This is a genomic window from Aminobacter sp. BA135 (assembly GCF_050859125.1).
Lineage (GTDB): Bacteria > Pseudomonadota > Alphaproteobacteria > Rhizobiales > Rhizobiaceae > Aminobacter > Aminobacter ciceronei.
Genome location: NZ_CP139572.1, coordinates 2,791,078 through 2,814,678, shown reverse-complemented (window position 1 = coordinate 2,814,678; position 23,601 = coordinate 2,791,078). Strand labels below are relative to the sequence as shown.

Here is a 23,601-nt window from a genome sequence, read left to right as displayed (position 1 = left end):
CTTACAAAATCGCCCGCGCTGACATATTCAGACGGAGGCGAATTCATGCGGCGAGGCCGGGCAGTGACGAAAAAGCAGCGACGCGTCTGGTGGGGCGACTTCAAGGCGGCCGATTTCGCCGGTCTCGATCCGGAAATGACGATCGCCGTCATCCCTGTCGCGGCCATCGAGCAACACGGCCCGCATCTGCCCGTCTCGACCGACCTTTCGATCATGGAAGGCATGCTGGCCGAGACCTTTGCCCATCTGCCTGACGATCTCGACGCCCGCTTCCTGCCGATCCAGGCAATCGGCAAATCCGACGAGCACATGCAGGCACCCGGCACGCTCAGCCTGCCGGCCAACATGCTGGTCGACGCCTGGACCGAGCTCGGCGCCGCGATCGCCCGCGCGGGCATCCGCAAGTTCGTGTTCGTCACCTCGCATGGCGGCAATGAGGAGGTGATGGGCATCGTCTCGCGCGAACTGCGGGTGCGCTTCGACGCCCTGTCGGTGCGCTCGAGCTGGGGCCGCTTCGGCACGCCCGACGGCCTCTACCTTCCTCGCGAGATCCAGCTGGGCATTCATGGCGGCGATGTCGAGACCTCGCTGATGCTGCATTTCCGCCCGGAACTGGTCGAGATGACCAGGGCCCAGGACTTTGCCTCCAGCTTCGAGCGCACCGAGGCCGAATTTGACCTGCTGCGCTCACATGGCCCACATGGCTTCTCGTGGATCGCGAGCGATCTCAACCCGCATGGCGTGGTCGGCAATGCGCTTGCTGCGACTGCCGAGAAAGGCCGGCTGACGGCCGCCCATCAGGCCAAGGGCTTCGTCCGCCTGCTGCAGGACATCCGCAAGGCCCGATTGGCCGACTGGATTGCCTAGACCTTGAGCCCGAATGGCACGCCCTCGAAACAGTCGGTGCCGCGTCCGATGGCGGTGATCGCCGTCACCATCCGCCCGTTGCGTCCCAAAATCTGGTCTGCCACCGCAATCAGCCGTGGATTGGGCGTCGCCGTTGGTGAAAGTCTCCGCAACAGCAGGGCAAGCTCCGTCTCGTCGCGTGACGGATCGAATGCCGCAGCGATGATGTAGGCGGATGCCGTCGACCGGCTCACACCAGCCCAGCAATTGATCGCCAGCGGCCGCGAGCGGTCCCAGGCACGGGCGAAGTCGAGCAGCTGCCGCACATGCGCCTCGCCGGGCAGCGTCATGCCGTCCTGCTCGGCCGCTATGTCGTGCATGTTCATCAAAAGGTGGTGCTCGGGGCGGATCGACACTGGCCGCGTCATTTCCGTTCCTGCCGACAGCAGCGAGACAAGCCGCTCCGCGCCGATGCGCGCTACTGTCTCGTCGACCTTCGAAAGCGGGCAGACAAAGATCACCGCGCCGCCTCCTTCCTAGCCGTTTCCCGGTCCTGCGCCCAGTCACCCAGCGCCACGTCAAGCCGCCGCCACTCGACCTCATGACTCGGCAGGCCGCAGCGCAACTGGGTCGGTCGATCGGCGAAACAGCGCACCAGGACACCCTCGCGCCCCAGCGCCTTGAACAGCCCGGCGGCGTCGGCAATGTCGACATGGCGGAACAGCGACGTGCCGCCGGTGACGATCACGCCAGCGCCGGCAAAGGCCTGGTCGAGACGATGCGCGGCATGCGCCAGCGTCGTCCGCATCTCACGCTGCCAGTCAGCATCCGACAGCGCCTTGATGCCGTATTCGAGCGACGGCACGGCCACCGACCAGGGCCCGAGCTCTTCCTCCAGTCGACCGGCAATATCCGGGTGGGCCAGCGCGAAGCCGAGACGGATGCCGGCCAGCCCGTAGAACTTGCCGAAGGAGCGCAGCACCACGAGGCCACCCTGCTCGACGTCGCCGGCAAGGCTCTGCGCCTGCGGGCCGACATCCATGAACGCCTCGTCGACGACCAGAAGTCCACCGCGGGCGTGCAGGCCAGCGGCCAGTTCAAGCAGCTCCTTGCGCTGCACGACACGGCCGTCGGGGTTGTTCGGATTGACCACGACGGCGAGGTCGGCGTCGAAAAGCTGCCCGAAATCACGAGTTTCGGCCACCTGGTGACCGGCGATCGCAGCGGCGCGGGCGTGTTCCTGGTAGGTCGGCCCGAGCACGAAGGCACGGCCGGGCCGTACCAGCGAGGCGATGCGCGGCAAAAGGATCTGCGTGCCCGGCGCCGGCACCACATGGGCGGCCGACGGCGCACCGTAAGCAGTGGCGGCAACGGCTGCGAGGTCGCGCGCCCGGCCCGGCTCGGGCAGGCGTGACAAGGCTGTGGCAGGCAGCTCGAAAAGCGGATAGGAGTTTGGATTGATCCCGGTCGACAGGTCGACGAATGGTTCGGGCGCTCCCGGAAACAGCGCCCTCGCCCGTTCCAGGCTGCCGCCGTGGTCCACGGTCCCTGTCCTACGTCCTGCAAGAAGCGTCATGTCTTTTCCGCTCGCCTTCCTGTCGCTTCTGGTTGAACTCGGTCTCGGCTACCCGGACCGGCTTGTCCGCAAGATCGGCCATCCGGTGATCTGGATCGGCAAGCTGATATCCTTTCTCGACACCAGCCTCAACCGAGCCACCGATACCGACGCCCTGCGCCGCATCTGGGGTGTGGTCGCCCTCTTGGTCATTGTCGTCGTGCCCGCCACGATCGCTTTCGCGCTCGAACGCCTCTTCGGCCTGTTACCTCTAGGCATGCTGCTCACCGCCATCGCCGCCTCCAGCCTCGTCGCCCAGCGCAGCCTCGGCAGCCACGTAAAGGCGGTTGCCGACGCACTCGACAGCGGCGGTATCATTGCCGGCCGCAAGGCCGTGTCGCAGATCGTCGGCCGCGATCCCGAGCGGCTTGACGAAGCAGGCGTCTGCCGCGCGGCGATCGAGAGCCTGGCCGAAAATTTCTCGGACGGCATTACCGCACCTGCCTTCTGGCTCGCCATTGGCGGCTTTGCCGGCGGTGCCGCCTACAAGGCCGCCAACACCGCCGATTCGATGATCGGCCACCGCACCAGCCGCCATGAAGCCTTCGGCTGGGCCGCCGCCCGTTTCGACGACCTCATCAACCTGCCGGCCTCACGCCTGACAGCGCTTGCCATCGTGCTCGCCGCCTTCCTCGTGCCCGGCGCCGACCCGAAGGCCGCCTGGGAGGCCGTCTGGCGCGACGCCCAAAAACATCGTTCACCCAATGCCGGCTGGCCCGAGGCCGCCATGGCCGGCGCGCTCGGCCTCGCCCTTGCCGGCCCTCGCGCCTATGGCGGCGTTTTGGTCGAGGACGCCTTCATGGGCGCGGGCGGCCGCCGGGACGCCAATGCGCGCGATATCCGCGCAGCACTACGCCTCTACTGGACCGCCGACGCCATCCTGGTCGGCGCCATCGGCCTGATCGGCTTCGCCATCTGGCTCTGACACAGCGGCGCTAGAACTCGATTCCCTTCTGAGCCTTCACGCCGGCCGAGAAGTGATGCTTGGTCGCGCCCATCTCGGTGACAAGGTCGGCAGCCTCGACCAGCGCCGGCTTGGCGTTGCGGCCGGTGACCACGACATGCAGGCCCTCGCGACGGTTCTTCAGCGTCGCGACCACCGCCACCAGATCGAGATAGTCATAGCGCAGCGCGATATTGAGCTCGTCGAGCACGACAAGCGAAATTGTCGGGTCGGCCAGCAGTTCCTGCGCCTTTGCCCAGGCTGCTTCGGCGGCGGCGATGTCGCGCTTGATGTCCTGCGTCTCCCAGGTAAAGCCCTCGCCCATCGTGTGCCAGACGGCGCGGTCGCCGAAGGCGGCGAATGCGTCCTGCTCGCCCGAATGCCAGGCGCCCTTGATGAACTGCACGACGCCAACCCGCTGGCCATAACCCAGCATGCGCAGCGCCAGACCGAATGCCGCGGTCGACTTGCCTTTGCCGGGACCCGTGTTGACGATCAGCAGCCCCTTCTCGACGATGGTCTTGCCGGCGACCTCGGCATCCTGAACCGCCTTGCGCTTGGCCATCTTGGCGCGGTGGCGTTCGGCTTCCTGCTCGTCGATCGTCTTCATCATTTCACCTTCATCGGCAGGCCGGCGACAAGAAACAGCACCTCTTCGGCCACGGCCGCTACCTTCTGATTGAGCCTGCCGGCATCGTCACGAAAACGGCGGGCCAGTGCATTGTCGGGCACGATGCCGAGCCCGACCTCGTTGGAGACCACGAACCACGGCCCGCGCGGTCGCGACAGTGCCTCGACGAGCGCCGCACATTCGGCCTCGACGTCATGATCGGCCAGCAGATGATTGCTAAGCCAAAGCGTCAGGCAATCGACCAGAACAGGCGCGCCATCGGGCAGGCTGGCGAGCGCGCCGACCAGATCCAGCGGCGCGTCGAGCGTCCGCCAGCCCTCGCCGCGGCGTCCCAGATGGATCGAAATGCGCTCACGCATCTCGTCGTCATAAGCCTGCGCCGTGGCAACATAGGTCCACGGCGCAGAAAAATGGGTGATGAGCCGCTCGGCATGCGCGCTCTTGCCGGAGCGCGCGCCGCCGAGCAGGAAGGTCAGCTTCTCAGGCAAGGCGGCCGTTCAGCGACGGCGCCGGTTCGCTCATGAAGCGGTTGCGCACATAGCCCGCCACCGCACCCAGAACGACCCAGAACACCAGATTGGTGATTGTGACGGCGACGACGAAGCTGTGGTGCAGGTCTGCCGGAATCGGCGACTCGTGGCTTTCCGGTTGCGGTGCACCGACGATGTGCGGCGCAACGATCAGCGCGACGCCGAGTATCGCCAGCGGCAGCGACTGCTTGAAGGCGATCAGCGCGAGACCCGCTGCGGTGGCGACGACGGTCAGCGTCCACCAGATCTGGCGTGCGCCAAGATCGGCGGCCGGCATCGCCGGCAGCTCTGGCGGCAGGCCAAGACCGGGAGCCAGGGTAAACACGGCAAAGCCGGCAAAGCCCCAGAACACGCCCTGGCGCCAGTTGGCGATGCCACCGGCAAACTCGGAAACGGCGACCAGGATCAGGCCGAAAGCGATGCCGCTGACAATATTGGCGAGCGCCGAATAGGCAAAACGTTCAGCGCCGTCGGCCGGAGCCCATGCTTCTTCCTCGGCTGGCGCCGCAGTCTGTGCCGCCGTGGTTTCGGCGCCGGCCGCAGGGGCGTTCGCCTCAGTGCCGGCAACTGGTGCCGCGGCGTGCTCATGGCCGCCGCCGGCGTTCTCATAGGTCTCCGCCTTGAGGATCAGCGGGACGGTTGCATAGGTCTGGAGTGCAGCAAGGACCACGCCGGCCAATAGCCCGCTGATCGCCGCGATGAACACGACGTTTCTGAAGATGGACATTGTTGGATCGCCTTGGTTAGTGGCAGGGGAAAGCCATCGAGTGGCGATAGTCGTGGGCAGCGTTGTGCACCACGTCCATATGCGAGAACCCGAGGAAGCCAACAACGAAAAGGCCGAGCAGCGCGGCAAGCGCCAGCTGCATGCTACGCGACTGCGAAGAGACGTCGGTGCCGAGAGCAGAAACAGTGTTCATCGTAAGTCCTTTCGCCCTCCACCCGAGGGCACAGAGATAAGTGCCTGTCGCCGGCAGGTCTCCTGGCTTGCGGATCGGCACCCTTCCCCGCCTTCCCGAAGCAAGCTTCAGTGGCATTTGGGGAGAGCTAACCGCATACAGTTGCGGGGGCAGCCACGGCTTCGGACCTTCAAATGGCCCTTACCGCATTCCCTCTTGATTCCGTTACGGAACCGACGACGCCGCAACTATAGAAACAAATGGCTTGGGCGGCAAACCAAATTCCGACGCCGCCGCGCTCGAAAGCGGCGTTCCGGCGATCATCCGCGGGCCACGATTCGCTCGGCCACCAGATGCTGGAGCCGCCACAGATGCCGGTCGTGGATCGCCCGCTGCTCGAGGTTGCTGACCACATTATAGAGGTAGTCCGCAGCCGAACCCCAATGGCCGCATGTCGTCGCCAGTCGCTCCGCCACCGCGTCCTCGCCCAGCGCGCCGGCATAGGCGTGGCCTTTGCGGTTGATGACGAAGGCGAGCGCGGTCAACGGACCTTCATCGGTGGCGAGATTCAGCCAGCGCGGCTTGTAGGTGGAGGGTTTCAGCGTCATCTCGCGGCGAAACAGCTTGTCCAGCTGCTCGCGGCGGTCGCCGTCCGTCAGCCTGAGCGCCACGCCCTTGCACTGGCCGCCACGATCCATGCCCATCATCAGTCCAGGCTCAGCCTTTGTGGCGCGCCAGCGGGTCATGTTGATGCAGAACGAACGGTGCCAGCCGCGTGCCAGCGCCACCCTTTCGTCGGTGTGCTCCACCTCGGGTTTCCAGATCAGCGATCCATAGGCAAACAGCCACAACGGACCATTGCCAGGGCGCGCGGCAAGCGTCTCGTCGATCATCACCTCATAGTCGGCGTCGTCGAGATGCATCGCATCGGGGTCGGGGCCCGTGTCGGCGACCTCGCGATGGCAACGCGCCACCAGCTCTTCGGTCAGCGCCATCTTTCGTCCGCTCATGCCCGCCCCATCAATTGCTTAACCCTGTGCACGACAGACAGTTCTGCTCTCTTCCGCCCCGCTTCAACCATGATAGTGCTGCATGGGCGCTGCAACACCCGAAAACGCAGAAGCGAACAACATGACGATGCAACTGGACCCAGACCAGATCAAAGCACCTTCTCGGCGCGTATCGGTCATCGACATCGCCCGCGGCGTAGCCCTGATCGCCATGGCGATCTACCACTTCGCCTGGGACCTCGAATTCTTCGGCTATGCCGATCCGGGCATGACCGCCTATGGCAACTGGAAGCTGTTCGCGCGCTGCATCGCCTCGAGCTTCCTGTTCCTCGTCGGTGTCAGCCTGGTGCTGGCACATGCCAAGGGCATCCGCTGGCCCGGCTATTTCAGGCGGCTCGCCATGGTGGCGGCGGCGGCACTGCTGATCACCGTCGCCACCTGGTTCGCCACGCCCGACACCTTCATCTTCTTCGGCATCCTGCATCATATCGCGCTCGCCAGCGTGCTTGGCCTCGCCTTCCTGCGCGTCCCGCCGGTGCTGACGCTGATCGCCGCCGCTCTGGTGATCGTAGCACCCCAGTATCTGCGCTCGGAGGCGTTCAATCACCCCGCCCTGGTCTGGATCGGCCTTTCCACCGCCAACCCGCGCTCCAACGATTTCGTCCCGCTGTTCCCCTTCTTCGGCGCGGTGCTGGCTGGCATCGGCGTCGCCGGACTGGCGCTCAGGGCAGGCCTGATCGAAAAGATGGCGCGGCTTCAGCCCGGCGCCTGGTCGCGCCCCCTCTCCTTCTTCGGTCGCCACAGCCTTGCCTTCTACCTCATTCACCAGCCGGTGATGATCTCGCTGGTCTGGCTCTTCGCCCAGCTCTTCCCGGCCCCGGTCGAAACCCGCGAGGTCACTTTCCTGAAATCCTGCCAGGTATCCTGCGAGCAGAGCCGCGACACCGATTTCTGCTCGCGCTACTGTGTCTGCATGCTCGACGAGTTGCAGAAGGATGATTCGTTCGATCGGCTCTATGCCTCCGACCAGAGCCCGGAGTTGAAGGCCCATGTCGGGCAGACCGCCGCCATGTGCACGACAAGCACCGAAAATCAGACGATACCAGGAGGAGCGCAGTGACCAATCCCAACGCCGCCCCCAGCAAGGTGCCATGGCCGCCGATCCTCTACCTCGCAGCAATCGTGGTGGCGGCGGTGCTCGGACTGCTCTATCCCTTGCCGTGGATCACCGAACCGCTGTCGGACCTGCTTTTTGCCGCCGGCTGGCTGGCGGTCGCCGGCGTCGTTGCGATCTATTATTCGGCCATGCAGACGATGAAGCGGGCCAAGACCACCATCCGCCCCGACAGGCCGTCAGAGCATCTGGTCACGTCGGGCGCCTTCTCCTTCACCCGCAACCCGATCTATTTCGCAAACACGCTGCTGATGATCGCAATCGGGCTGATCACCGCCAATGTCTGGTTCCTGGCGCTGGCGCTCATTGCCGCCTTTGCCACGCAAAAGCTCGCCATCGTACCGGAGGAAAAGCACCTGCAGGCCCGTTTCGGCAAGAGATACATCGATTACGCGAAGAAGGTCCGGCGCTGGATCTAACCGGTGACGGCGGTCGCTTGCCTTCGGCGAAAACTGATCGTCCCATAGATCGCGATGATCGCCAGCGCGAATACCAACCACAAGATCAAGCCGATCCATTGATGCTGGACCGCATCGCCGCCTTCAAACACGCGGCCGAGAAACCGGACGCTGTTCTGGTGAGATGTGTGCATCAGGATTGCCGGCAGCACGCTTCCGGCCGAGTTCTGGTACAGCCACGTGAACACCACCGCTGCGGCCATGACATTGAGCGCACTGGAAATGCTGTAGTCGTTCAGCAGCACCAGAGGCAGGTGCCAGGCCGTCCAGATCAGCCCGAGCACCAGACTGGCAGTCAGCGCGCCACGCTTGCCGAGAAGCAAGGGTAGCGCAAAGCCACGCCATCCCGGCTCCTCGCCAAGCGGACCGCTGAAAACCATGAGCAACGCGACCATGACAGCGATTTCCGTGACGGCCGGCACATTCGCCCAGTTTGGCGGGGCCGAGCCGAACATCGGATTGAGCCAGATCGCAAACAGTTGCACCGCCAGTGGCATGCCGATCGCCACCAGGTACCACACCGGAGGCACACGCCACTTAACAACCGAGGCAAGCAGGGCACGTACCCTTGGCCAGCCGCCCAGGACAGCCGAAATGACGATGGCAGCGACAAACGGGCCGAAGGTGAACCAGGCAATGTCTTCGCCGCCTGCCCGATAGAACGGAATGAAGCCTATCCAGGTGATCGCGAATGCCAGCAGCACGAAGCTCACGACCGGCCAGTCGCGAACCATCCTGACGAGCATGGACATTGGGGCTACTCCCGAGGGGTAGTTGACCATACCACAATGCCGTAGGCGAGTCCGGGCTGCCGCCCGCAGAGCGTGACCGGATCGGGCGTCAGGTGTTGACGCCGAGTTCGACCAGCCGCTCGACGCAGGATTCCTCGGCCTGGTCGAGCTCGGCCAGCGTCTCCTCGAGGTCGCGGCGCTTCTGGCGCAGGTCCTCGCGCTTCTCCTCGATGCGCTTGATCATCAGCTTGAGTTGACCGACTTCGCCGGGCGGCTCGCGATACATCTGGATGATCTCGCGGATCTCGTTGATCGAGAAGCCGAGCCTTTTGCCGCGCATGATCTGGCGAATGAGATGCCGGTCGGATGGTCTGAACAGGCGGGTGCGGCCACGGCGGACGGGCTGGACCAGCCCCTCGTCCTCGTAGAAGCGCAGCGTGCGCGTCGAAATGTCGAATTCCCGGGTCAGTTCGGTAATCGAGTAATATTCCCGCATCGTCTCTCCACCCGGCGGACGCTATCGCCCCGCCTCAAATTCATGCCGGGCACTAGCCGAGGCGATCATGCCGCGCGACTGATCCGCGCAAGCCGAGGAACCGTCACCGATCCCTTGCGGAGTCTGGCACGCGATTTACGTAAAAGTCAATCGAGCACAACTATCCCGGAGCGGCTCCGAGATGCAGCCACCAGGTGGCGAGACTGAGGAAGGCCAGGAAGCCGATGACGTCAGTGATCATCGTCGTGAAGATCGATGACGAGATCGCCGGATCGGCGCCGAATTTGTCGAGCAGCAACGGAATGAGGATTCCGCCGAGTGCCGCCGCCAGCATGTTGAGGATCATCGCCGCTGCAATGACAAAGCCGAGGTCCGGGTTGTGGAACCACAGGCCGGCAACGAGCCCGAGGATGGTCGCGATGACCGCGCCGTTGAGCAGACCGACCATCACCTCGCGGCGAATGACGCGGCCGGCATTGTAGATGTCGAGGTCGCGGGTCGCGAGTGCGCGCACCGTCACCGTCATCGTCTGCGTGCCGGCATTGCCGCCGAGCGAGGCGACGATCGGCATCAGTGCCGCCAGTGCCACCATTTCCTCGATCGTCGCGCCGAACTGGCTGATGACGGATGCCGAGATGAACGCGGTGCCGAGATTGACCAGCAGCCAGGGCACGCGCGAACGCGACGTCGCCGCCACCGTGTCGGACAGCTCTTCGTCGCCGACACCGCCCATGCGCAGCAGATCTTCCTCGGCCTCCTGCTGGATGACGTCGACGACATCGTCGATGGTCAGCACGCCGACAAGACGCTCGTTCTCATCGACGACGGCAGCGGAAAGCAGATCGTATTGCTCGAATTCGCGCGCCGCCTCTTCCTGGTCCATCGTTGCAGGAATGGCATGGCGCGTTTCGTGCATCACCTCTTCGATCTTGACTGCGCGCTTGGTGCGCAGGATCTGGTCGAGGTCGACAGCGCCGAGCAGCTTGAAGGTCGGGTCGATGACGAAGACCTGGCTGAAGCGGTCAGGCAGGTCCTTGTCGTCGCGCAGATAGTCGATCGTCTGGCCTATGCTCCAGAAAGGCGGCACGGCGACGAACTCGGTCTGCATGCGCCGGCCGGCCGATTCCTCGGGATAGTCGAGCGAACGGCGCAGCCGGATGCGTTCGGTGAACGGCAGCTGCGCCAGGATCTCGTCCTGGTCCTCGGTGTCGAGATCCTCGAGAATGTAGACCGCGTCGTCGGAATCGAGTTCCTGGACGGCCTGGGCGATCTGCTCGTTGGGCAGGTTGTCGACGATGTCGAGGCGGATCGCCTCGTCGACCTCGGTCAGCGCCGAGAAGTCGAAGTCCGAGCCCATCAGCTCGACAAGCGCCAGCCGCTGCTCCGGCAGCAGCGCCTCCAGCAGGTCGCCAAGTTCGGACTGGTGCAGGACGGAGACGTCGCGCTTCAGCGTCAGCGTATCGCGGTCGGCGATCGCCGCCCCGATATGGGCCAGGAACGGCGCGAGAATCACCCCGTCATCGCCATAGATTTCGGCGCGGACAGCGTCAGCGGCGTCGGCGCCGTGGCTATGGTCGTGTCGGGCTTCCATCGGCGCTTCCCGCTTGCGGATTTCGGGATTCGAGGTGGGTTATCCCTAGCCCGCAAAGGGCCGGAATATCAAATGAAATACGGCCCGGACGCAGCACTTCGAACAGGCGGCGCGCGCCTGTCTCAATCAGGCCACATGATCGGCGGCGCAGTGGCCGTGATCGGCCAGAACCTCGATGATGCGGCAGTCGCAGATACGGCCATGGCCGCACTCGTCGATCATGCGGGCGAGCTCGCCGCGCAGCCGCTTGAGCTTCTCGATGCGACGGTCGACCTCAAGCAGATGCGACTGGGCGATGCTGTCGGCCTGATGACAGGAGGCCTGCGGCTCCTGTGACATGGCAAGCAGTTCGCGGATGTGATCGACTTCGAAGCCGAGTTCGCGGGCGTGGCGGATGAAATTCAGCCGGTCGATCTCGGTCTTGCCATAGCGGCGCTGGTTGCCCTCGGTGCGCGGCGGCGCGGCGATCAGCCCAATCTGTTCGTAGAAGCGGATCGTCGGCACTTTGACACCGGTTCGCCGCGCCAATTCGCCAATCGGCAGATTCATCGAAAAATCCTCTTGATCCTCTAGTGGCTAGAGATTCTAGCATCGCTTCATATAGGATTGAAAGGACCTGAAATGAACGACGCCAGCCACGGCAAGACACGCTTCCGCGTCGGCGGCATGGATTGCGCCTCTTGCGCGACCAAGATCGAAAACGCGGTCAGCCGCCTGCCCGGCATCACCGAGGTCGGCATTTCGGTGTCGGCCGGCACCATGATCGTCACCCATCAGGGCCCCGCCCCCTCCGCCGCCATCTCGAAACAGGTGAAGGCGCTTGGCTACTCGGTTGCCGAAGTGGGCGCAGCCAGGACCGCGGCACCGACGGCTCATGTCCATGAGCACGGCCCGAACTGCAGCCACGACCACGCCGGCCATGACCATGCAGGTCACGTCCATTCCGCCCACGATCATGGCGACCATTCCGGACACGGCCATGGCGCGGCGGCGGCAAATGTTGCCGGGGCCGGCCACGATCATTTCGACCTCGACGACGGCCCGTGGTGGAAATCGCGCAAGGCCAAGCTCACCATCACCTGCGGTGCAGCACTTGTCGCCGCCTACGCCATCGGCCAGCTCTTGCCGCAGATCGGGCATTGGGCTTTTCTGGCAGCACTTGCGGTCGGCTTGGTGCCGGTCGCCCGTCGCGCATATGCCGGTGCCATATCGGGCACGCCGTTCTCCATCGAGACCTTGATGACCATCGCTGCCGTCGGCGCGGTGTTCATCGGCGCGACCGAAGAAGCAACGATGGTCGTCCTGCTGTTCCTCATCGGCGAATTGCTCGAAGGCGTCGCCGCCCGCCGCGCACGCGCCAGCATTCGCGGCCTTGCCGACCTCGTCCCCAAGACCGCCCTGGTCGAGGAAGGTGGCACGACGCGCGAAGTTGCCGCCGACACGCTTCAGGTCGGCGCGATCATGTTGGTCCGGCCGGGCGACCGCGTTGCCGCCGACGGCACAATCGTCGAAGGATCGAGCACGCTCGACGAAGCCCCTGTCACCGGCGAGAGCGTGCCCAAGTCGAAGAGTGCAGGCGACGACGTCTTTGCCGGCACGATCAACACCGATGCGGTGCTCAGGGTCCGCGTTACCGCAGCTGCCGCCGACAACACCATTGCTCGCGTCATCAAGCTGGTCGAGGAAGCGCAGGAGAGCAAGGCGCCGACCGAGCGCTTCATCGACAGCTTCTCGCGCTATTACACCCCTGCCGTCCTCGTCGTCGGCGCGCTGGTCGCCATCCTGCCGCCTTTGGTTGCCGGCGGCGACTGGTCGGAGTGGATCTACAAGGGCCTCGCCATCCTGCTGATCGGCTGTCCCTGCGCGCTGGTCATCTCGACGCCTGCCGCGATCGCCGCCGGCCTGTCCGCCGGCGCCCGCCGCGGCCTGCTGCTCAAGGGCGGCGCCGTGCTCGAGGGCATGCGCCGCGTCACCACGGTCGCGCTCGACAAGACCGGCACGCTGACCGAAGGCAAACCGAAAGTCACCGACATCATCGGCATCGGCCTCTCCGAGGCCAATGTCCTGTCGCGCGCCGCCGCATTGGAAACAGGCTCCAGCCATCCGCTGGCGCTGGCCATCCTCGGGCGCGCCAAGGCCGATGGCGTGCCAATACCACCGGCCAATGCCGCCAAGGCCATCGCCGGCAAGGGCGTGACAGCCAGGGTCGGCGGCGAGGAGGTTTTCCTCGCCTCACCTGGTGCTGCCGAAGAAATGGCCGGGCTGTCAGCCGAACAAAAGGAGCGGATCGCCGCCTTCAATGCCGACGGCAAGACAGTCTCGGTGCTGCTCGTCGACGGCAGGGTCGCGGGCATTCTCGCCATGCGCGACGAGCCGCGCGCCGATGCCATCGCCGCTCTCGCCCGGCTCAAGGACGATGGCATCGCCACAGTCATGCTGACCGGCGACAACGAGGCCACTGCCAAAGCCATCGGCAAGGGACTCGGCATCAACGTCCGCGCCGGGTTGATGCCAGACGACAAGCAGCGCATCGTGCGCGAACTACAGAAGCAGGGCCAAGTTGTCGCCAAGGTCGGTGACGGCATCAACGACGCCCCTGCTTTGGCCGCGGCCGACTTCGGCGTCGCCATGGGCGGCGGCACAGATGTCGCGCTCGAAACTGCCGACGCCGCGATCCTGCATGGCCGCGTCAGCGATATCCCCGACATGATCGCACTGTCCAGGACGGTGATGGGCAACATCGCCCAGAACATCACCATCGCGCTCGGCCTCAAGGCGGTCTTCCTGGTGACGACGATCATGGGCATCACCGGCCTGTGGCCGGCGATCCTGGCCGACACAGGCGCGACCGTGCTGGTCACCGCAAACGCAATGCGCCTGCTCGCCTGGCGCGGGCGCTGACGAAAGCCGGCTCTGCCAGGTCTCAAGCGCGCAGAGCCGCCCCGGCACACTGCTTCAGCTCGCGAGCTTGCCCGGCTCCACCATCCCTTGGGCATCGCCGCCTGGCCGGCGGCGATGCGGCGCACGTCACCGCCGACGCCACGCCCTGTTCGCATGGCGTCGGCCCTTAAGACAGACACCACTACTTGAGCGCGACGGAATGTGTGTTATCGTCCCTGCATTGCGAAGGGACGATCGCAGTGTAACGTGGATAACATGCGCGCACTGAATGTCGTCACAACCAGCACCTGCTCCTGAACTTGCCACCATCGTCATTGGCTACCGGGCTCCGGCGGAAATCGTCGGCGCCGTCCGCTCGTTGCGCGAACAGTCGGTGGCGACCGACATTCTCGTCGTCAATTCCGGCGGCGGTGACATCGGCGCCCTGCTCCGCCGCCACGGCCTCGACGTCGCTTTCGTCGAATTCGAGGAGCGCCTTTATGTCGGCGCCGCCAGAAACCGCGGCATCGAACGAACCAGGGCGCCCTACGTCGCCTTCCTCGCCGATGATTGCCGCGCCGCACCCGGCTGGGTCGAGCGCCGCCTTGCGCGCCATAAGGCCGGCGCGCCTGTCGTCGCCAGTGCTGTGATCAACAGCAAGCCGCAAAATCTGGTCGCATGCGCCGCCCATCTCAGCCTGTTCATGCGCCGCCTGCCCGGATTGCCGGAGGAACAGGCGATTCGCTATGGCGCCTCCTTCGAGCGCGGCCTGTTTGCGCGTCATGGCCTCTATGACGAGACGATGGCGACGGGCGAGGACAGCGAATTCCTGTTGCGCCTGCCCGCCGAGCTCAAGCCGGCCTGGGATGGCGACATAAGAACGGTCCACCTCAACGAAACGAGGATCTTGCGCTTGCTGATCGACCAGTATCAGCGCGGTACCAACTACGGCCGCGAAATGCACCGGCTGTCCGGCAAATCCTTGCGCAAGATCGCCCGCGATGTGCTGCGCCAGCACCGCCCCGCCCGCCAGCTGGCCATGGCGGGGCTCTCCGGGGGCGAACTCATCCAGACGCTGCGGGCCATGCCCATCCTGCGGCTCAGCCTGCTCGCCAAGGCCGCCGGCGTTTTGATGGCGGCCGACAGCAGGGACAAATCTATAATCGCTCCCCTAAGCCGGCACGGGCTGCGGCCATGATCACCGTCACCGCCAAGCCACAGCGCCGACGCGGTTGGCGCGATTTTTTCCGCCGCCGGCAGACGGTACTTGCCGTTTTCAGCTACCGCTACGACGCCCATCTGGTGCCCGACCTGCTGACCAACATCGATCCGATCGTCGACGGCTGGGTCGCGCTGGACGACCGCGCCTCCACCGGGATTGTCAGCAGTGAGTTCGAGCGCCAGCGCACCCTCATCGGCGCCGCGCGGACCGCCGGCGCCGACTGGATTCTTGCCATGGATCCGGACGAGCGATTCGAGATCGGCGCTGCGACCGCCATTCGCAAGCTGCTTCGTCCGCGCAAGCCGACGGCCTGGGGCTTCAACCTGCGCGAACTCTACGAGGCAGACGCCTATCGCATCGACGGCATCTGGGGACAGAAGGTCCGCTACCGGCTCTTCCCCGCCTTTGATGCAGCCGAACTGCCCGACCGTGGCATGCATGCATGCTGGTATCCGCGCGACGGCCGCTATCTCGAGCGGCCCTGCGACCTGAACCTCTATCATCTCAAGATGATTGCCCCGGTCAGGCGTACGGCGCGCCGCGATCTTTACAATCACCTCGATCCGCAGCTTCGCGACCAGCCGATCGGCTACGACTATCTTGCCGACGAAACAGGCGCCCGCTTCGAAACGATTCCGCAGGGCCGCGCCTACGCGCCGCCACATCATGATGACGGCGGCTTGTGGATGGCCGACCTGGCTGCAGCAGTTCAGACGGAACCTTAAAAAGGGCCGTCAACATCCTGCATGTGTTTGATGATTGAGGAATTTCCAGCTTTTCAGCCTACCGGCGCATCTGGCCGGCCAAGCGGGCATGTCCGCTTAGGAGTGACTGGTGCGGTCGAGAAGACTCGAACTTCCACGGGTTGCCCCACAGCGACCTCAACGCTGCGCGTCTACCAATTCCGCCACGACCGCACTGTCACGAAGGGCCGGTCCGAACCGGCTCGCGGCATGTAGCAAATCGTTTCCGGGGAAACAAGCGCCCTGTGCGATATTCGTCCATCATTCTTGCATACCCCAAGGGAAGCCGCATGACGGAGGCTGCGATAGCCGGCTTTCTAAGCCTGACCACTGGACGTTTTATCCCCAAGCCGCCATATCAGGTCGACGAACGGACCCCAGAATGACCGAACGCAGCCTGATCGCCACGTCGTTTCTTGCCCTTCCCGGTTCAGCACCGGTCGAATGGCGAATCGAACCAGGCCTGACGCCCTACGATCAGGCGCTCGCCTTCATGGAACAGCGCGCAGATGCGATTCGCCAGGGCACATCAGGCGAGATGGTCTGGCTCGTCGAGCACCCGCCTGTTTACACCGCCGGCACCAGCGCCCAGGAACAGGACCTTGTCGAGCCCGACCGGTTTCCCGTCTTCAAGACCGGGCGCGGTGGCGAATACACCTATCATGGGCCCGGCCAACGCGTGGCCTATGTCATGCTCGACCTCAAGCGAAGGCACGAGGACGTCCGCGCCTTCGTTGCGGCACTCGAAGCCTGGATCATTTCGGCGCTTGCCGCCTTCAACGTGAAGGGCGAACGGCGAGAGGACCGCGTCGGCGTCTGGGTGGTGCGGCCCGAGCGCCCGGCCCTGCCCGACGGCTCGCCAGCGGAAGACAAGATCGCAGCCATCGGCATCCGTCTTCGCCGCTGGGTCAGTTTCCACGGCATCGCCATCAACGTCGAACCAGAGCTCGGCCATTTCTCCGGCATCGTGCCGTGCGGCGTCACCGACCACGGCGTTACCAGCCTCGTCGACCTTGGCCTACCGGTGACCATTGATGACCTGGATGTCGCGCTTAAAACTGCCTTCGAAGAGATATTCGGGCCGGCCGAAATCACCGCGACCGCTGTCCGGAAGACGGCCTGAGGCCGCCTTCCCGCGCGGCAGCTGAGATCCGCGCTTGATTCAACTCATTTTGCGCCAAGCGACGCTGGCTCAGTCTTTTCCGTCGTGGCGATTTCAGCCCGCACGGTGTCGGCATTTACCCGGTGCCCTGTTTCAGGTTGGGATCCAGCTCGCGCTGCTCACCAGGCACTCCAATCAGAGTGCGCCGATCCACACAGCCATGGTGACAAGGAAGGTGCTCATGCAGACCATCGAAATGACATCCTGTACCAGCTCGGTCATCTGTTGCTCCTGTTTTTAATATGTTCGTAATTTGTTCTATTTTTGTTCAAATGTCAACGCGAGCCATTGCATCCGGCAGCAGCCACTCGCCGCAACCGATTCGACAGTAAATGAAGGGTTTATCCAGGCGCACCGAGACCTTCGCCCGTTAACGAACAGGCGACGGCATCATCAGGCGATAGGGACAGCGGTTGAGAACAGATTCGTCCGGCTCAAGCGCCGGGCGCCTTCGGCAAGCGTCAGTGGCGCTCGACGCCCTTGAGCTCGATGACATGCTCGATGCCCATCATTCATACCTCAGGGCTTCGACCGGATCGAGCGCGGCCGCCCGCCATGCCGGAACCAACGTCGCCAGGAACGACAGCACCAGCGCCATCAGCACCACCGAGATGGTCTCGCCGACATCCATCTTGGCCGGCAGCTGGCTGAGGAAATAGAGCTCGGGGTTGAACAGCACGGTGCCCGACAGCCAGGAAAGGAACTGCCTGATGCGCTCGACATTGAGGCAGATGACCACGCCAAGCAGCACGCCGGCGAGCGTGCCGGCCATGCCGATGGCAGCTCCCGTCATCAGGAAGATTCGCATCACCGCACCGCGTGTCGCGCCCATCGTGCGCAGGATGGCGATGTCGTGGCCCTTGTCCTTCACCAGCATGATCAGGCCGGAAATGATGTTCAGCGCCGCCACCAGCACGATCAGCGTCAGGATCATGAACATGACGTTGCGCTGGACCTGCAGCGCCGAAAAGAAGGTCTGGTTGCGCTCGCGCCAGTCGGTCAGGAAGATTGGCCGCTGTACTGCCTCCTCCACCTTGGACCTGATCGCGTCAACATTGTCGGGATTGTCGAGATAGACCTCGAGGCTCTGCGCCTTGCCTTCGGAGTTGAAGTACGTCTGCGCTTCAGACAACGGCATGTAGATGATCGAGGCGTCGTATTCCGACATGCCGACTTCGAAGATCGCCGTGACCGCATAGCCTTGCAGGCGTGGCGTCGTGCCAAGCTGACTGACATCGCCGTCAGGCGCGATCACCGTAATGATGTCGCCCAGCGCCAGGCCGTGATTCCTAGCCATGCGGCTGCCGATTGCGACGCCGCCGGCCGTATCGAAACCGGCGATGTCCCCCTGTTTGATGTTGTTGGCAACCAGCGTGATCTTGCCGAGATCCTCTCCGCGGATGCCGCGCACCAGCGCGCCGGAACCGGCGCCGACATTGCCCCGTGCCAGCACCTGACCTTCGACCAGTGGAATGGCGTATTTGACGCCTGGGACACCATTGATCCGCTTGGCAAGCTCGGCATAGTCCTCCAGCGGCAAATCGACCGGCGTGACGATGAGATGGCCGTTGATGCCAAGAATCCGCGACAGCAGCTCCGCACGGAAACCGTTCAGCACCGCCATCACGACAATCAGCGTGGCGACACCCAGCATGATGCCAAGGAAAGAGATCGAGGCGATCACCGATACCATCGTTTCGTTGCGACGCGAGCGCAGATAGCGCCACGCCACCATGCGCTCGAAACTCGAAAAAGGTCCCGCGCCTGCCGGCTTGGCTGCGCTTGTCTGGCTCATGCGGCAACGCCCAGGCGCTGGAGGGTGCTGGCCAGTCGCACCGTTTCGCGCGTGTCGCTCTTGCGGTTGATTTCGAACTCGCCGGCGGCAACGCGACGCGGTCCGACGATGACCTGCCGGGGCAGGAAACTGCACGACAAACGCATGGGCTGGTCCGCAAAATGAGGAACGATGCGCCGGAATCGGCGCACAGCTTCAGTGCACAGGCTTCATAGCCATTTCGTGGCGGAATGGAAACTCGCGGGCGCGAGGCAACCGCAGAGCATGCGGCCGCGTCAGCCTGCCTTGTGAGAAGGGCCGCGGACCACCAGCGGTAACGGACCGCACGAGATGTGAAGCGGGCAGCAGCTCGCTTCTGGAAACACCGTGGACGGAAGAAAGGCAGCCCTACAAGGGCACGATCTTGCCTTCGGAAAGCGTAACGCGACGATCCATGCGTCCTGCAAGTTCGTGGTTGTGGGTGGCGATCAGGGCCGCCAAGCCCGACTGCCGCACAAGTGCTGAAAGCGCGTCGAAGACATAACCCGCCGTCACCGGGTCGAGATTGCCAGTCGGCTCGTCGGCCAAAAGCACCAGCGGCGCATTGGCCACCGCGCGGGCAATCGCCACGCGCTGCTGCTCGCCGCCTGACAGCTCCGACGGCCTATGCTGCGCCCGCTTGCCGATCTTCATGTAGTCGAGCAGCATACCGGCTCGCTCGGCCGCTTCTTTGCGCGACAGGCCCTTCACCAGTTGCGGCATCATCACATTCTCCTGCGCGGAGAATTCGGGCAGCAGGTGATGGAACTGATAGACGAAGCCGACGTCGTTGCGACGGATGGCGGTTCGCTCATCGTCCGACAGCCGCCCGCAGGCACGCCCATTCAGGATGACGTCGCCGGCGTCGGGTCGCTCGAGCAGCCCCGCCGTGTGCAAAAGCGTCGACTTGCCGGCACCCGAAGGCGCCACCAGCGCCACCATCTCGCCGGGCTTCAGCGCGAAGCTGGCATTGTTGAGGATCGTCAGCTTGCGCGAACCCTGCTCATAGTGGCGCTCGACGCCCTTGAGCTCGATGACATGCTCGATGCCCATCATTCATACCTCAGGGCTTCGACCGGATCGAGCGTTGCCGCCCGCCATGCCGGAAACAGCGTCGCCAGGAACGACAGCACCAGTGCCATCAGCACAACAGAGATGGTCTCGCTCATGTCCATCTTGGCCGGCAGCTGGCTGAGGAAATAGAGCTCGGGGTTGAACAGCACGGTGCCCGACAGCCAGGAGAAGAACTGCCTGATACGCTCGACATTGAGGCAGATGACGACGCCGAGCAGCACGCCGGCGAGCGTTCCGGTCATGCCGATGGCCGCCCCCGTCATCAGGAAGATTCGCATCACCGCGCCGCGTGTCGCCCCCATCGTGCGCAGGATGGCGATGTCGTGGCCCTTGTCCTTCACCAGCATGATCAGGCCGGAAATGATGTTCAGCGCCGCCACCAGAACGATCAGCGTCAGGATCATGAACATGACGTTGCGCTCGACCTGCAGCGCCGAAAAGAAGGTCTGGTTGCGCTCGCGCCAGTCGGTGAGGAAGATCGGCCGTTGCGCCGCTTCCTCGACCTTGGGTTTCAGCGCGTCGACATTGTCGGGATTGTCGACATAAATCTCGATCGAGCCGACCTTGCCTTCGGAGTTGAAGTAGAGCTGCGCCTCGTTGAGCGGCATGAACACGATCGAGCTGTCATATTCCGACATTCCGACTTCGAAGATGCCTGTGATCGGATAGGCCTTGGCTCTCGGCGTCGTTCCCATCGGTGTCACGTCGCCGTCGGGCGAAATCAGCCGGATGGAATCGCCCAGCACCAGCCCCATGTTCTCGGCCATGCGCTTGCCGATCACCACGCCCTCGCCCTGATCGAAGCCAACGATCGAACCCTGCCTGATGTTGTTGGCGACCAAGGTCACCTTGCCTAAGTCGTCGCCCCTGATGCCACGCACCAGTGCGCCGGAACCAGCGCCGACATTGCCCTGGGCGAGCACCTGGCCCTCGACCAGCGGGATCGCGTATCTCACGCCGGCCACACCGTTGATGCGGTCGGCGACGGCGGCATAGTCCTCCAGCGGCGTATCGGTCGCCGTCACCACCAGATGGCCGTTGACGCCAAGGATGCGGGTCAGCAGCTCGGCGCGAAAGCCGTTCATCACCGCCATCACCACGATCAGCGTGGCGACACCCAGCATGATGCCGAGGAAGGAGATCGAAGCGATGACGGAAATCACCGTCTCCTTGCGCTTCGAACGCAGGTAGCGCCATGCCACCATGCGTTCGAACACCGAGAAAGGCCCAGCCCCTGCCGGTTTCGCCGCCACCGCCTGGTTCATGCGTTGGCGCCCAGCTTGGCCAGCGCCTCGGCCACCGGCAGCGTCAGGCGTTCGCCGGACTTGCGGTTCTTGATCTCGACCTCGCCAACAGCCGCACCACGCGGGCCGACGATGACCTGCCAGGGCAGGCCGATCAGATCGGCGGTGGCGAACTTGCCGCCCGCGCGCTGGTCGGTATCGTCATACAGCACGTCCTTGCCGGCCGCTTCGAACGCCTTGTAGAGCTCGTCGCAGATGCGGTCGCAGTCGGCGTCGCCGACCTTCATGTTGATCAGGCCGATGTCGAACGGCGCCACGGCCTCCGGCCAGATGATGCCGTTCTCGTCGTGGCTTGCCTCGATGATCGCGGCGATCAGGCGGCTCGGGCCGATTCCGTAGGAGCCCATCGACACAAAATGCTCCTTGCCGTCGGGGCCCATGACCTTGGCGCCCATGGGCTTGGAATACTTCTCGCCGAAGTGAAAGATGTGGCCGACCTCGATGCCGCGCGCCGACACCTTGTCGGCCTCGGGCACCGCCGCCCAGCCGGCCTCGTCATGCATCTCTTCGGTTGCCGCATAAGGCGTCGTCCACTGCTTGACGATGCCGTCGATCTCGCCGTCATTGGCGAAATCGGTCGCAGCGCCCGGCACAGGTAAAGCAAGGTAGTCGCGGTGGCAGAACACCTGGCTTTCGCCCGTCTCGGCCAGGATGATGAATTCGTGGCTGAGATCGCCGCCGATCGGGCCGGTGTCGGCGCGCATCGGGATCGCCTGCAGGCCCATCCGGGTGAAGGTGCGCAGGTAGGAAACGAACATGCGGTTGTAGGCAGCTTTCGCGCCTTCGTAGTCGAGGTCGAACGAGTAGGCGTCCTTCATCAGGAATTCGCGCGAACGCATGACGCCGAAGCGCGGACGCATCTCGTCGCGGAACTTCCACTGGATGTGGTACAGATTGAGCGGCAGATCCTTGTAGGACTTGACGTAGGACCGGAAGATTTCCGTGACCATCTCTTCATTGGTCGGGCCGAACAGCATGTCGCGTTCGTTGCGATCCTTGATGCGCAGCATCTCCTTGCCGTAGTCGTCATAGCGGCCGCTTTCGCGCCACAGCTCGGCCGACTGGATGGTCGGCATCAGGATTTCCAGCGCCCCTGCCCGGTCCTGCTCCTCGCGCACGATGCGGCAGATCTTGTCGAGCACACGCTTGCCCAGCGGCAACCAGGAGAAGCTGCCCTGGCCCTGCTGCCTGATCATGCCCGCGCGCAACATCAACCGGTGCGAAACGATCTCCGCCTCGCGGGGATTCTCTTTCAGGATGGGCAGGAAATAGCGCGACAGACGCATCGAATGTTCCATGAAATCGGTGATGCCGGAATCGGCATGACAAGGAGGCTTGCTTGAACGGGCTTCATAGCCATTTCAAGGCGGAATGAAAACCCGCGCATGCCGTTTCGACGCAGCGTCACAATGCGCTTTGTGGTTGATTGAGGGCACTTGCCAATCAATTGTGCAACGCAGCACAGGATTGCCCGCCAGGAAGCAAAATTCCGCGTGACAATTCATTTCGGCTTGGTCTAATGTGCCCCGATAACCGAGAGGGCGGAGAAAAAATCCGCTCTCCTACGCGGTCAAAGTCTTGGGAGGATGCGATCTAGGCGCGATAACTCGCTGCCGCCGGCAACGGAAAGCAGATCGGACGCGTTTAAATTGCAAGGCTTCGTGCCTTGCATTTTTTTTGGGCAATCATCAGCTTATGCTGCTTCGCTATGAAGCAACACTAACTGCGTTTCTCACCCCTAGGAATGCGTCAATTGATCTCGGGAATGAACTGCGGGAAATCGTCGAAGCTGTAGCCTAGCCCCTTAGTGACGAAATAGAACGCCCCGATCACCACAGCGGTCACCACCGTCGTCCACAGCATAGCGCGCAGCATATGCGGTCCGCGCGGCGCACTTGCCTCCGTGCCGAGCGTCACGTCACGGTCGTCGTCCTGGGTCTTCAGACCAAAAGGCAGGATGGCGAACAAGGTCAGCCACCAGAAGACAAAATACATCGCGGCGAGTGATACCCAGGTCATACCTGCTCCAGTTCTACCAGCGTGCCCTGGAAATCCTTGGGGTGGAGAAACAGCACCGGCTTGCCGTGCGCCCCAATCTTCGGATTGCCGTCGCCGAGCACCCGAGCACCCGTCGCCTTGAGATGGTCGCGCGCGGCCAGGATGTCGTCAACCTCGTAGCAGACATGGTGCATGCCGCCCGACGGGCTTTTGGCCAGGAACGCCGCAATCGGCGACCCCTCGCCCAGCGGCTCGAGCAGCTCGATCTTGGTGTTGCCGACGTCGATGAAGACCACGGTCACGCCATGCTCCGGGAGCGCCTGCGGCGCGCCGACATTGGCGCCGAGCGTATCGCGATAGACGGCACTTGCCGCTGCGAGGTCGGGCACGGCGATCGCGACGTGGTTGAGACGTCCAAGCATAGTTCCAAATCCCAGCGAATGGCGACCAGTGAGCGCGGAACAGGACGAAACGGCCACAA

General features: G+C 64.0%; 26 protein-coding genes, 1 tRNA gene and 1 riboswitch. Of the genes, 8 read left to right on the top strand and 19 right to left on the bottom strand.

The annotated features are described in order from the left end of the window. The first annotated feature begins 63 nt into the window (after nt 1–63). Nucleotides 64–867 (top strand): creatininase family protein, encoded by an 804-nt coding sequence (locus SLT36_RS13665; protein WP_432288122.1) that lies wholly within the window; start codon nt 64–66, stop codon nt 865–867. Here SLT36_RS13665 and SLT36_RS13660 read toward each other — a convergent pair. Both SLT36_RS13660 and cobD read right to left on the bottom strand, forming a co-directional pair. Continuing rightward, nucleotides 864–1,367 carry a tyrosine phosphatase family protein gene (locus SLT36_RS13660; RefSeq protein ID WP_432288121.1) on the bottom strand — a complete coding sequence of 168 codons (504 nt, stop codon included), beginning with the start codon at nt 1,365–1,367 and terminating at the stop codon, nt 864–866. The two genes, SLT36_RS13665 and SLT36_RS13660, sit on opposite strands and share 4 nt — an antisense overlap. Continuing rightward, the gene (gene cobD, locus SLT36_RS13655) at nt 1,364–2,422 is read right to left on the bottom strand and encodes a threonine-phosphate decarboxylase CobD (RefSeq protein WP_432288119.1); all 1,059 of its coding nucleotides are present in this window, start codon (nt 2,420–2,422) and stop codon (nt 1,364–1,366) included. The genes SLT36_RS13660 and cobD overlap by 4 nt, the downstream gene beginning before the upstream one ends. On the opposite strand from cobD, the gene cbiB reads away from it, so the two are divergent. Next, nucleotides 2,421–3,386, top strand: a complete 966-nt coding sequence (cbiB, locus tag SLT36_RS13650) for an adenosylcobinamide-phosphate synthase CbiB (protein WP_432288118.1) — start codon at nt 2,421–2,423, stop codon at nt 3,384–3,386. The two genes, cobD and cbiB, sit on opposite strands and share 2 nt — an antisense overlap. Before the next feature lie 10 nt (nt 3,387–3,396). Here the strand turns inward: cbiB and cobO are convergent, their stop codons facing one another. The 5 genes from cobO to SLT36_RS13625 form a co-directional block, all read right to left on the bottom strand. Then, nucleotides 3,397–4,014, bottom strand: coding sequence for a cob(I)yrinic acid a,c-diamide adenosyltransferase (gene cobO, locus SLT36_RS13645; RefSeq protein WP_432288324.1), 618 nt, complete (start codon nt 4,012–4,014; stop codon nt 3,397–3,399). Beyond that, nucleotides 4,014–4,523, bottom strand: coding sequence for a bifunctional adenosylcobinamide kinase/adenosylcobinamide-phosphate guanylyltransferase (gene cobU, locus SLT36_RS13640; RefSeq protein WP_432288116.1), 510 nt, complete (start codon nt 4,521–4,523; stop codon nt 4,014–4,016). The genes cobO and cobU overlap by 1 nt, the downstream gene beginning before the upstream one ends. Further along, nucleotides 4,516–5,292 (bottom strand): CbtA family protein, encoded by a 777-nt coding sequence (locus SLT36_RS13635; RefSeq protein WP_432288114.1) that lies wholly within the window; start codon nt 5,290–5,292, stop codon nt 4,516–4,518. Before SLT36_RS13635 ends, cobU begins: the two co-directional genes overlap by 8 nt. A gap of 16 nt (nt 5,293–5,308) precedes the next feature. After that, a complete protein-coding gene (locus tag SLT36_RS13630) occupies nt 5,309–5,485 on the bottom strand; it encodes a CbtB domain-containing protein (protein ID WP_067960811.1) in 177 nt (58 codons plus the stop codon). 35 nt (nt 5,486–5,520) lie between these two features. Beyond that, a riboswitch (cobalamin riboswitch) is annotated at nt 5,521–5,717 on the bottom strand. 67 nt (nt 5,718–5,784) lie between these two features. Continuing rightward, the gene (locus SLT36_RS13625) at nt 5,785–6,474 is read right to left on the bottom strand and encodes a gamma-glutamylcyclotransferase (protein WP_310317566.1); all 690 of its coding nucleotides are present in this window, start codon (nt 6,472–6,474) and stop codon (nt 5,785–5,787) included. Between the two features lie 121 nt (nt 6,475–6,595). Between SLT36_RS13625 and SLT36_RS13620 the strand changes: the two genes are divergently transcribed. Both SLT36_RS13620 and SLT36_RS13615 read left to right on the top strand, forming a co-directional pair. Next, a complete protein-coding gene (locus tag SLT36_RS13620) occupies nt 6,596–7,594 on the top strand; it encodes a DUF1624 domain-containing protein (RefSeq protein WP_432288112.1) in 999 nt (332 codons plus the stop codon). After that, a complete protein-coding gene (locus tag SLT36_RS13615; protein ID WP_432288110.1) occupies nt 7,591–8,067 on the top strand; it encodes a methyltransferase family protein in 477 nt (158 codons plus the stop codon). Before SLT36_RS13620 ends, SLT36_RS13615 begins: the two co-directional genes overlap by 4 nt. On the opposite strand, the gene SLT36_RS13610 is transcribed toward SLT36_RS13615, so the two are convergent. The 4 genes from SLT36_RS13610 to SLT36_RS13595 all read right to left on the bottom strand — a co-directional run bounded on the left by SLT36_RS13610 (nt 8,064) and on the right by SLT36_RS13595 (nt 11,473). Beyond that, entirely contained in the window at nt 8,064–8,858 is a 795-nt protein-coding gene (locus tag SLT36_RS13610; RefSeq protein ID WP_432288109.1) for a CPBP family intramembrane glutamic endopeptidase, read from the bottom strand. The two genes, SLT36_RS13615 and SLT36_RS13610, sit on opposite strands and share 4 nt — an antisense overlap. Nucleotides 8,859–8,946: 88 nt before the next feature. Then, the gene (locus SLT36_RS13605) at nt 8,947–9,333 is read right to left on the bottom strand and encodes a MerR family transcriptional regulator (RefSeq protein ID WP_055969316.1); all 387 of its coding nucleotides are present in this window, start codon (nt 9,331–9,333) and stop codon (nt 8,947–8,949) included. A 160-nt stretch (nt 9,334–9,493) separates the two neighbouring features. Beyond that, nucleotides 9,494–10,924: a magnesium transporter gene (mgtE, locus tag SLT36_RS13600; RefSeq protein WP_115731607.1), complete on the bottom strand. Its 1,431-nt coding sequence runs from the start codon at nt 10,922–10,924 to the stop codon at nt 9,494–9,496. 126 nt (nt 10,925–11,050) lie between these two features. Beyond that, nucleotides 11,051–11,473, bottom strand: coding sequence for a MerR family transcriptional regulator (locus SLT36_RS13595; RefSeq protein ID WP_154383897.1), 423 nt, complete (start codon nt 11,471–11,473; stop codon nt 11,051–11,053). Nucleotides 11,474–11,545: 72 nt separating this feature from the next. Between SLT36_RS13595 and SLT36_RS13590 the strand changes: the two genes are divergently transcribed. The 3 genes from SLT36_RS13590 (at nt 11,546) to SLT36_RS13580 (ending at nt 15,751) form a co-directional block, all read left to right on the top strand. Then, a complete protein-coding gene (locus SLT36_RS13590) occupies nt 11,546–13,825 on the top strand; it encodes a heavy metal translocating P-type ATPase (RefSeq protein ID WP_432288107.1) in 2,280 nt (759 codons plus the stop codon). 268 nt (nt 13,826–14,093) lie between these two features. Further along, nucleotides 14,094–15,002, top strand: a complete 909-nt coding sequence (locus tag SLT36_RS13585; RefSeq protein ID WP_432288105.1) for a glycosyltransferase family 2 protein — start codon at nt 14,094–14,096, stop codon at nt 15,000–15,002. Next, nucleotides 14,999–15,751, top strand: a complete 753-nt coding sequence (locus tag SLT36_RS13580; protein WP_432288103.1) for a hypothetical protein — start codon at nt 14,999–15,001, stop codon at nt 15,749–15,751. Before SLT36_RS13585 ends, SLT36_RS13580 begins: the two co-directional genes overlap by 4 nt. Before the next feature lie 107 nt (nt 15,752–15,858). Here the strand turns inward: SLT36_RS13580 and SLT36_RS13575 are convergent. Then, a tRNA-Leu gene (locus tag SLT36_RS13575) sits at nt 15,859–15,943 on the bottom strand. A gap of 208 nt (nt 15,944–16,151) precedes the next feature. Here SLT36_RS13575 and lipB point away from each other — a divergent pair. Continuing rightward, nucleotides 16,152–16,892: a lipoyl(octanoyl) transferase LipB gene (gene lipB / locus SLT36_RS13570; protein WP_432288101.1), complete on the top strand. Its 741-nt coding sequence runs from the start codon at nt 16,152–16,154 to the stop codon at nt 16,890–16,892. A gap of 547 nt (nt 16,893–17,439) precedes the next feature. On the opposite strand, the gene SLT36_RS13565 is transcribed toward lipB, so the two are convergent. The 7 genes from SLT36_RS13565 to mce form a co-directional block, all read right to left on the bottom strand. After that, entirely contained in the window at nt 17,440–18,726 is a 1,287-nt protein-coding gene (locus SLT36_RS13565; protein ID WP_432288099.1) for a lipoprotein-releasing ABC transporter permease subunit, read from the bottom strand. Continuing rightward, entirely contained in the window at nt 18,723–18,872 is a 150-nt protein-coding gene (locus tag SLT36_RS13560; RefSeq protein ID WP_432288097.1) for a hypothetical protein, read from the bottom strand. The genes SLT36_RS13565 and SLT36_RS13560 overlap by 4 nt, the downstream gene beginning before the upstream one ends. A 241-nt stretch (nt 18,873–19,113) precedes the next feature. Further along, a complete protein-coding gene (locus SLT36_RS13555; protein ID WP_067960781.1) occupies nt 19,114–19,797 on the bottom strand; it encodes an ABC transporter ATP-binding protein in 684 nt (227 codons plus the stop codon). After that, complete coding sequence (locus SLT36_RS13550; protein WP_432288095.1) at nt 19,797–21,083, bottom strand: lipoprotein-releasing ABC transporter permease subunit; 1,287 nt, start codon at nt 21,081–21,083, stop codon at nt 19,797–19,799. The genes SLT36_RS13555 and SLT36_RS13550 overlap by 1 nt, the downstream gene beginning before the upstream one ends. Continuing rightward, nucleotides 21,080–22,408: a proline--tRNA ligase gene (gene proS, locus SLT36_RS13545; RefSeq protein WP_432288093.1), complete on the bottom strand. Its 1,329-nt coding sequence runs from the start codon at nt 22,406–22,408 to the stop codon at nt 21,080–21,082. Before proS ends, SLT36_RS13550 begins: the two co-directional genes overlap by 4 nt. A 463-nt stretch (nt 22,409–22,871) precedes the next feature. Further along, nucleotides 22,872–23,141: a DUF1467 family protein gene (locus tag SLT36_RS13540; protein WP_067960771.1), complete on the bottom strand. Its 270-nt coding sequence runs from the start codon at nt 23,139–23,141 to the stop codon at nt 22,872–22,874. Then, nucleotides 23,138–23,542 (bottom strand): methylmalonyl-CoA epimerase, encoded by a 405-nt coding sequence (gene mce / locus SLT36_RS13535; protein WP_192315673.1) that lies wholly within the window; start codon nt 23,540–23,542, stop codon nt 23,138–23,140. The genes SLT36_RS13540 and mce overlap by 4 nt, the downstream gene beginning before the upstream one ends. Nucleotides 23,543–23,601 lie beyond the last annotated feature (59 nt).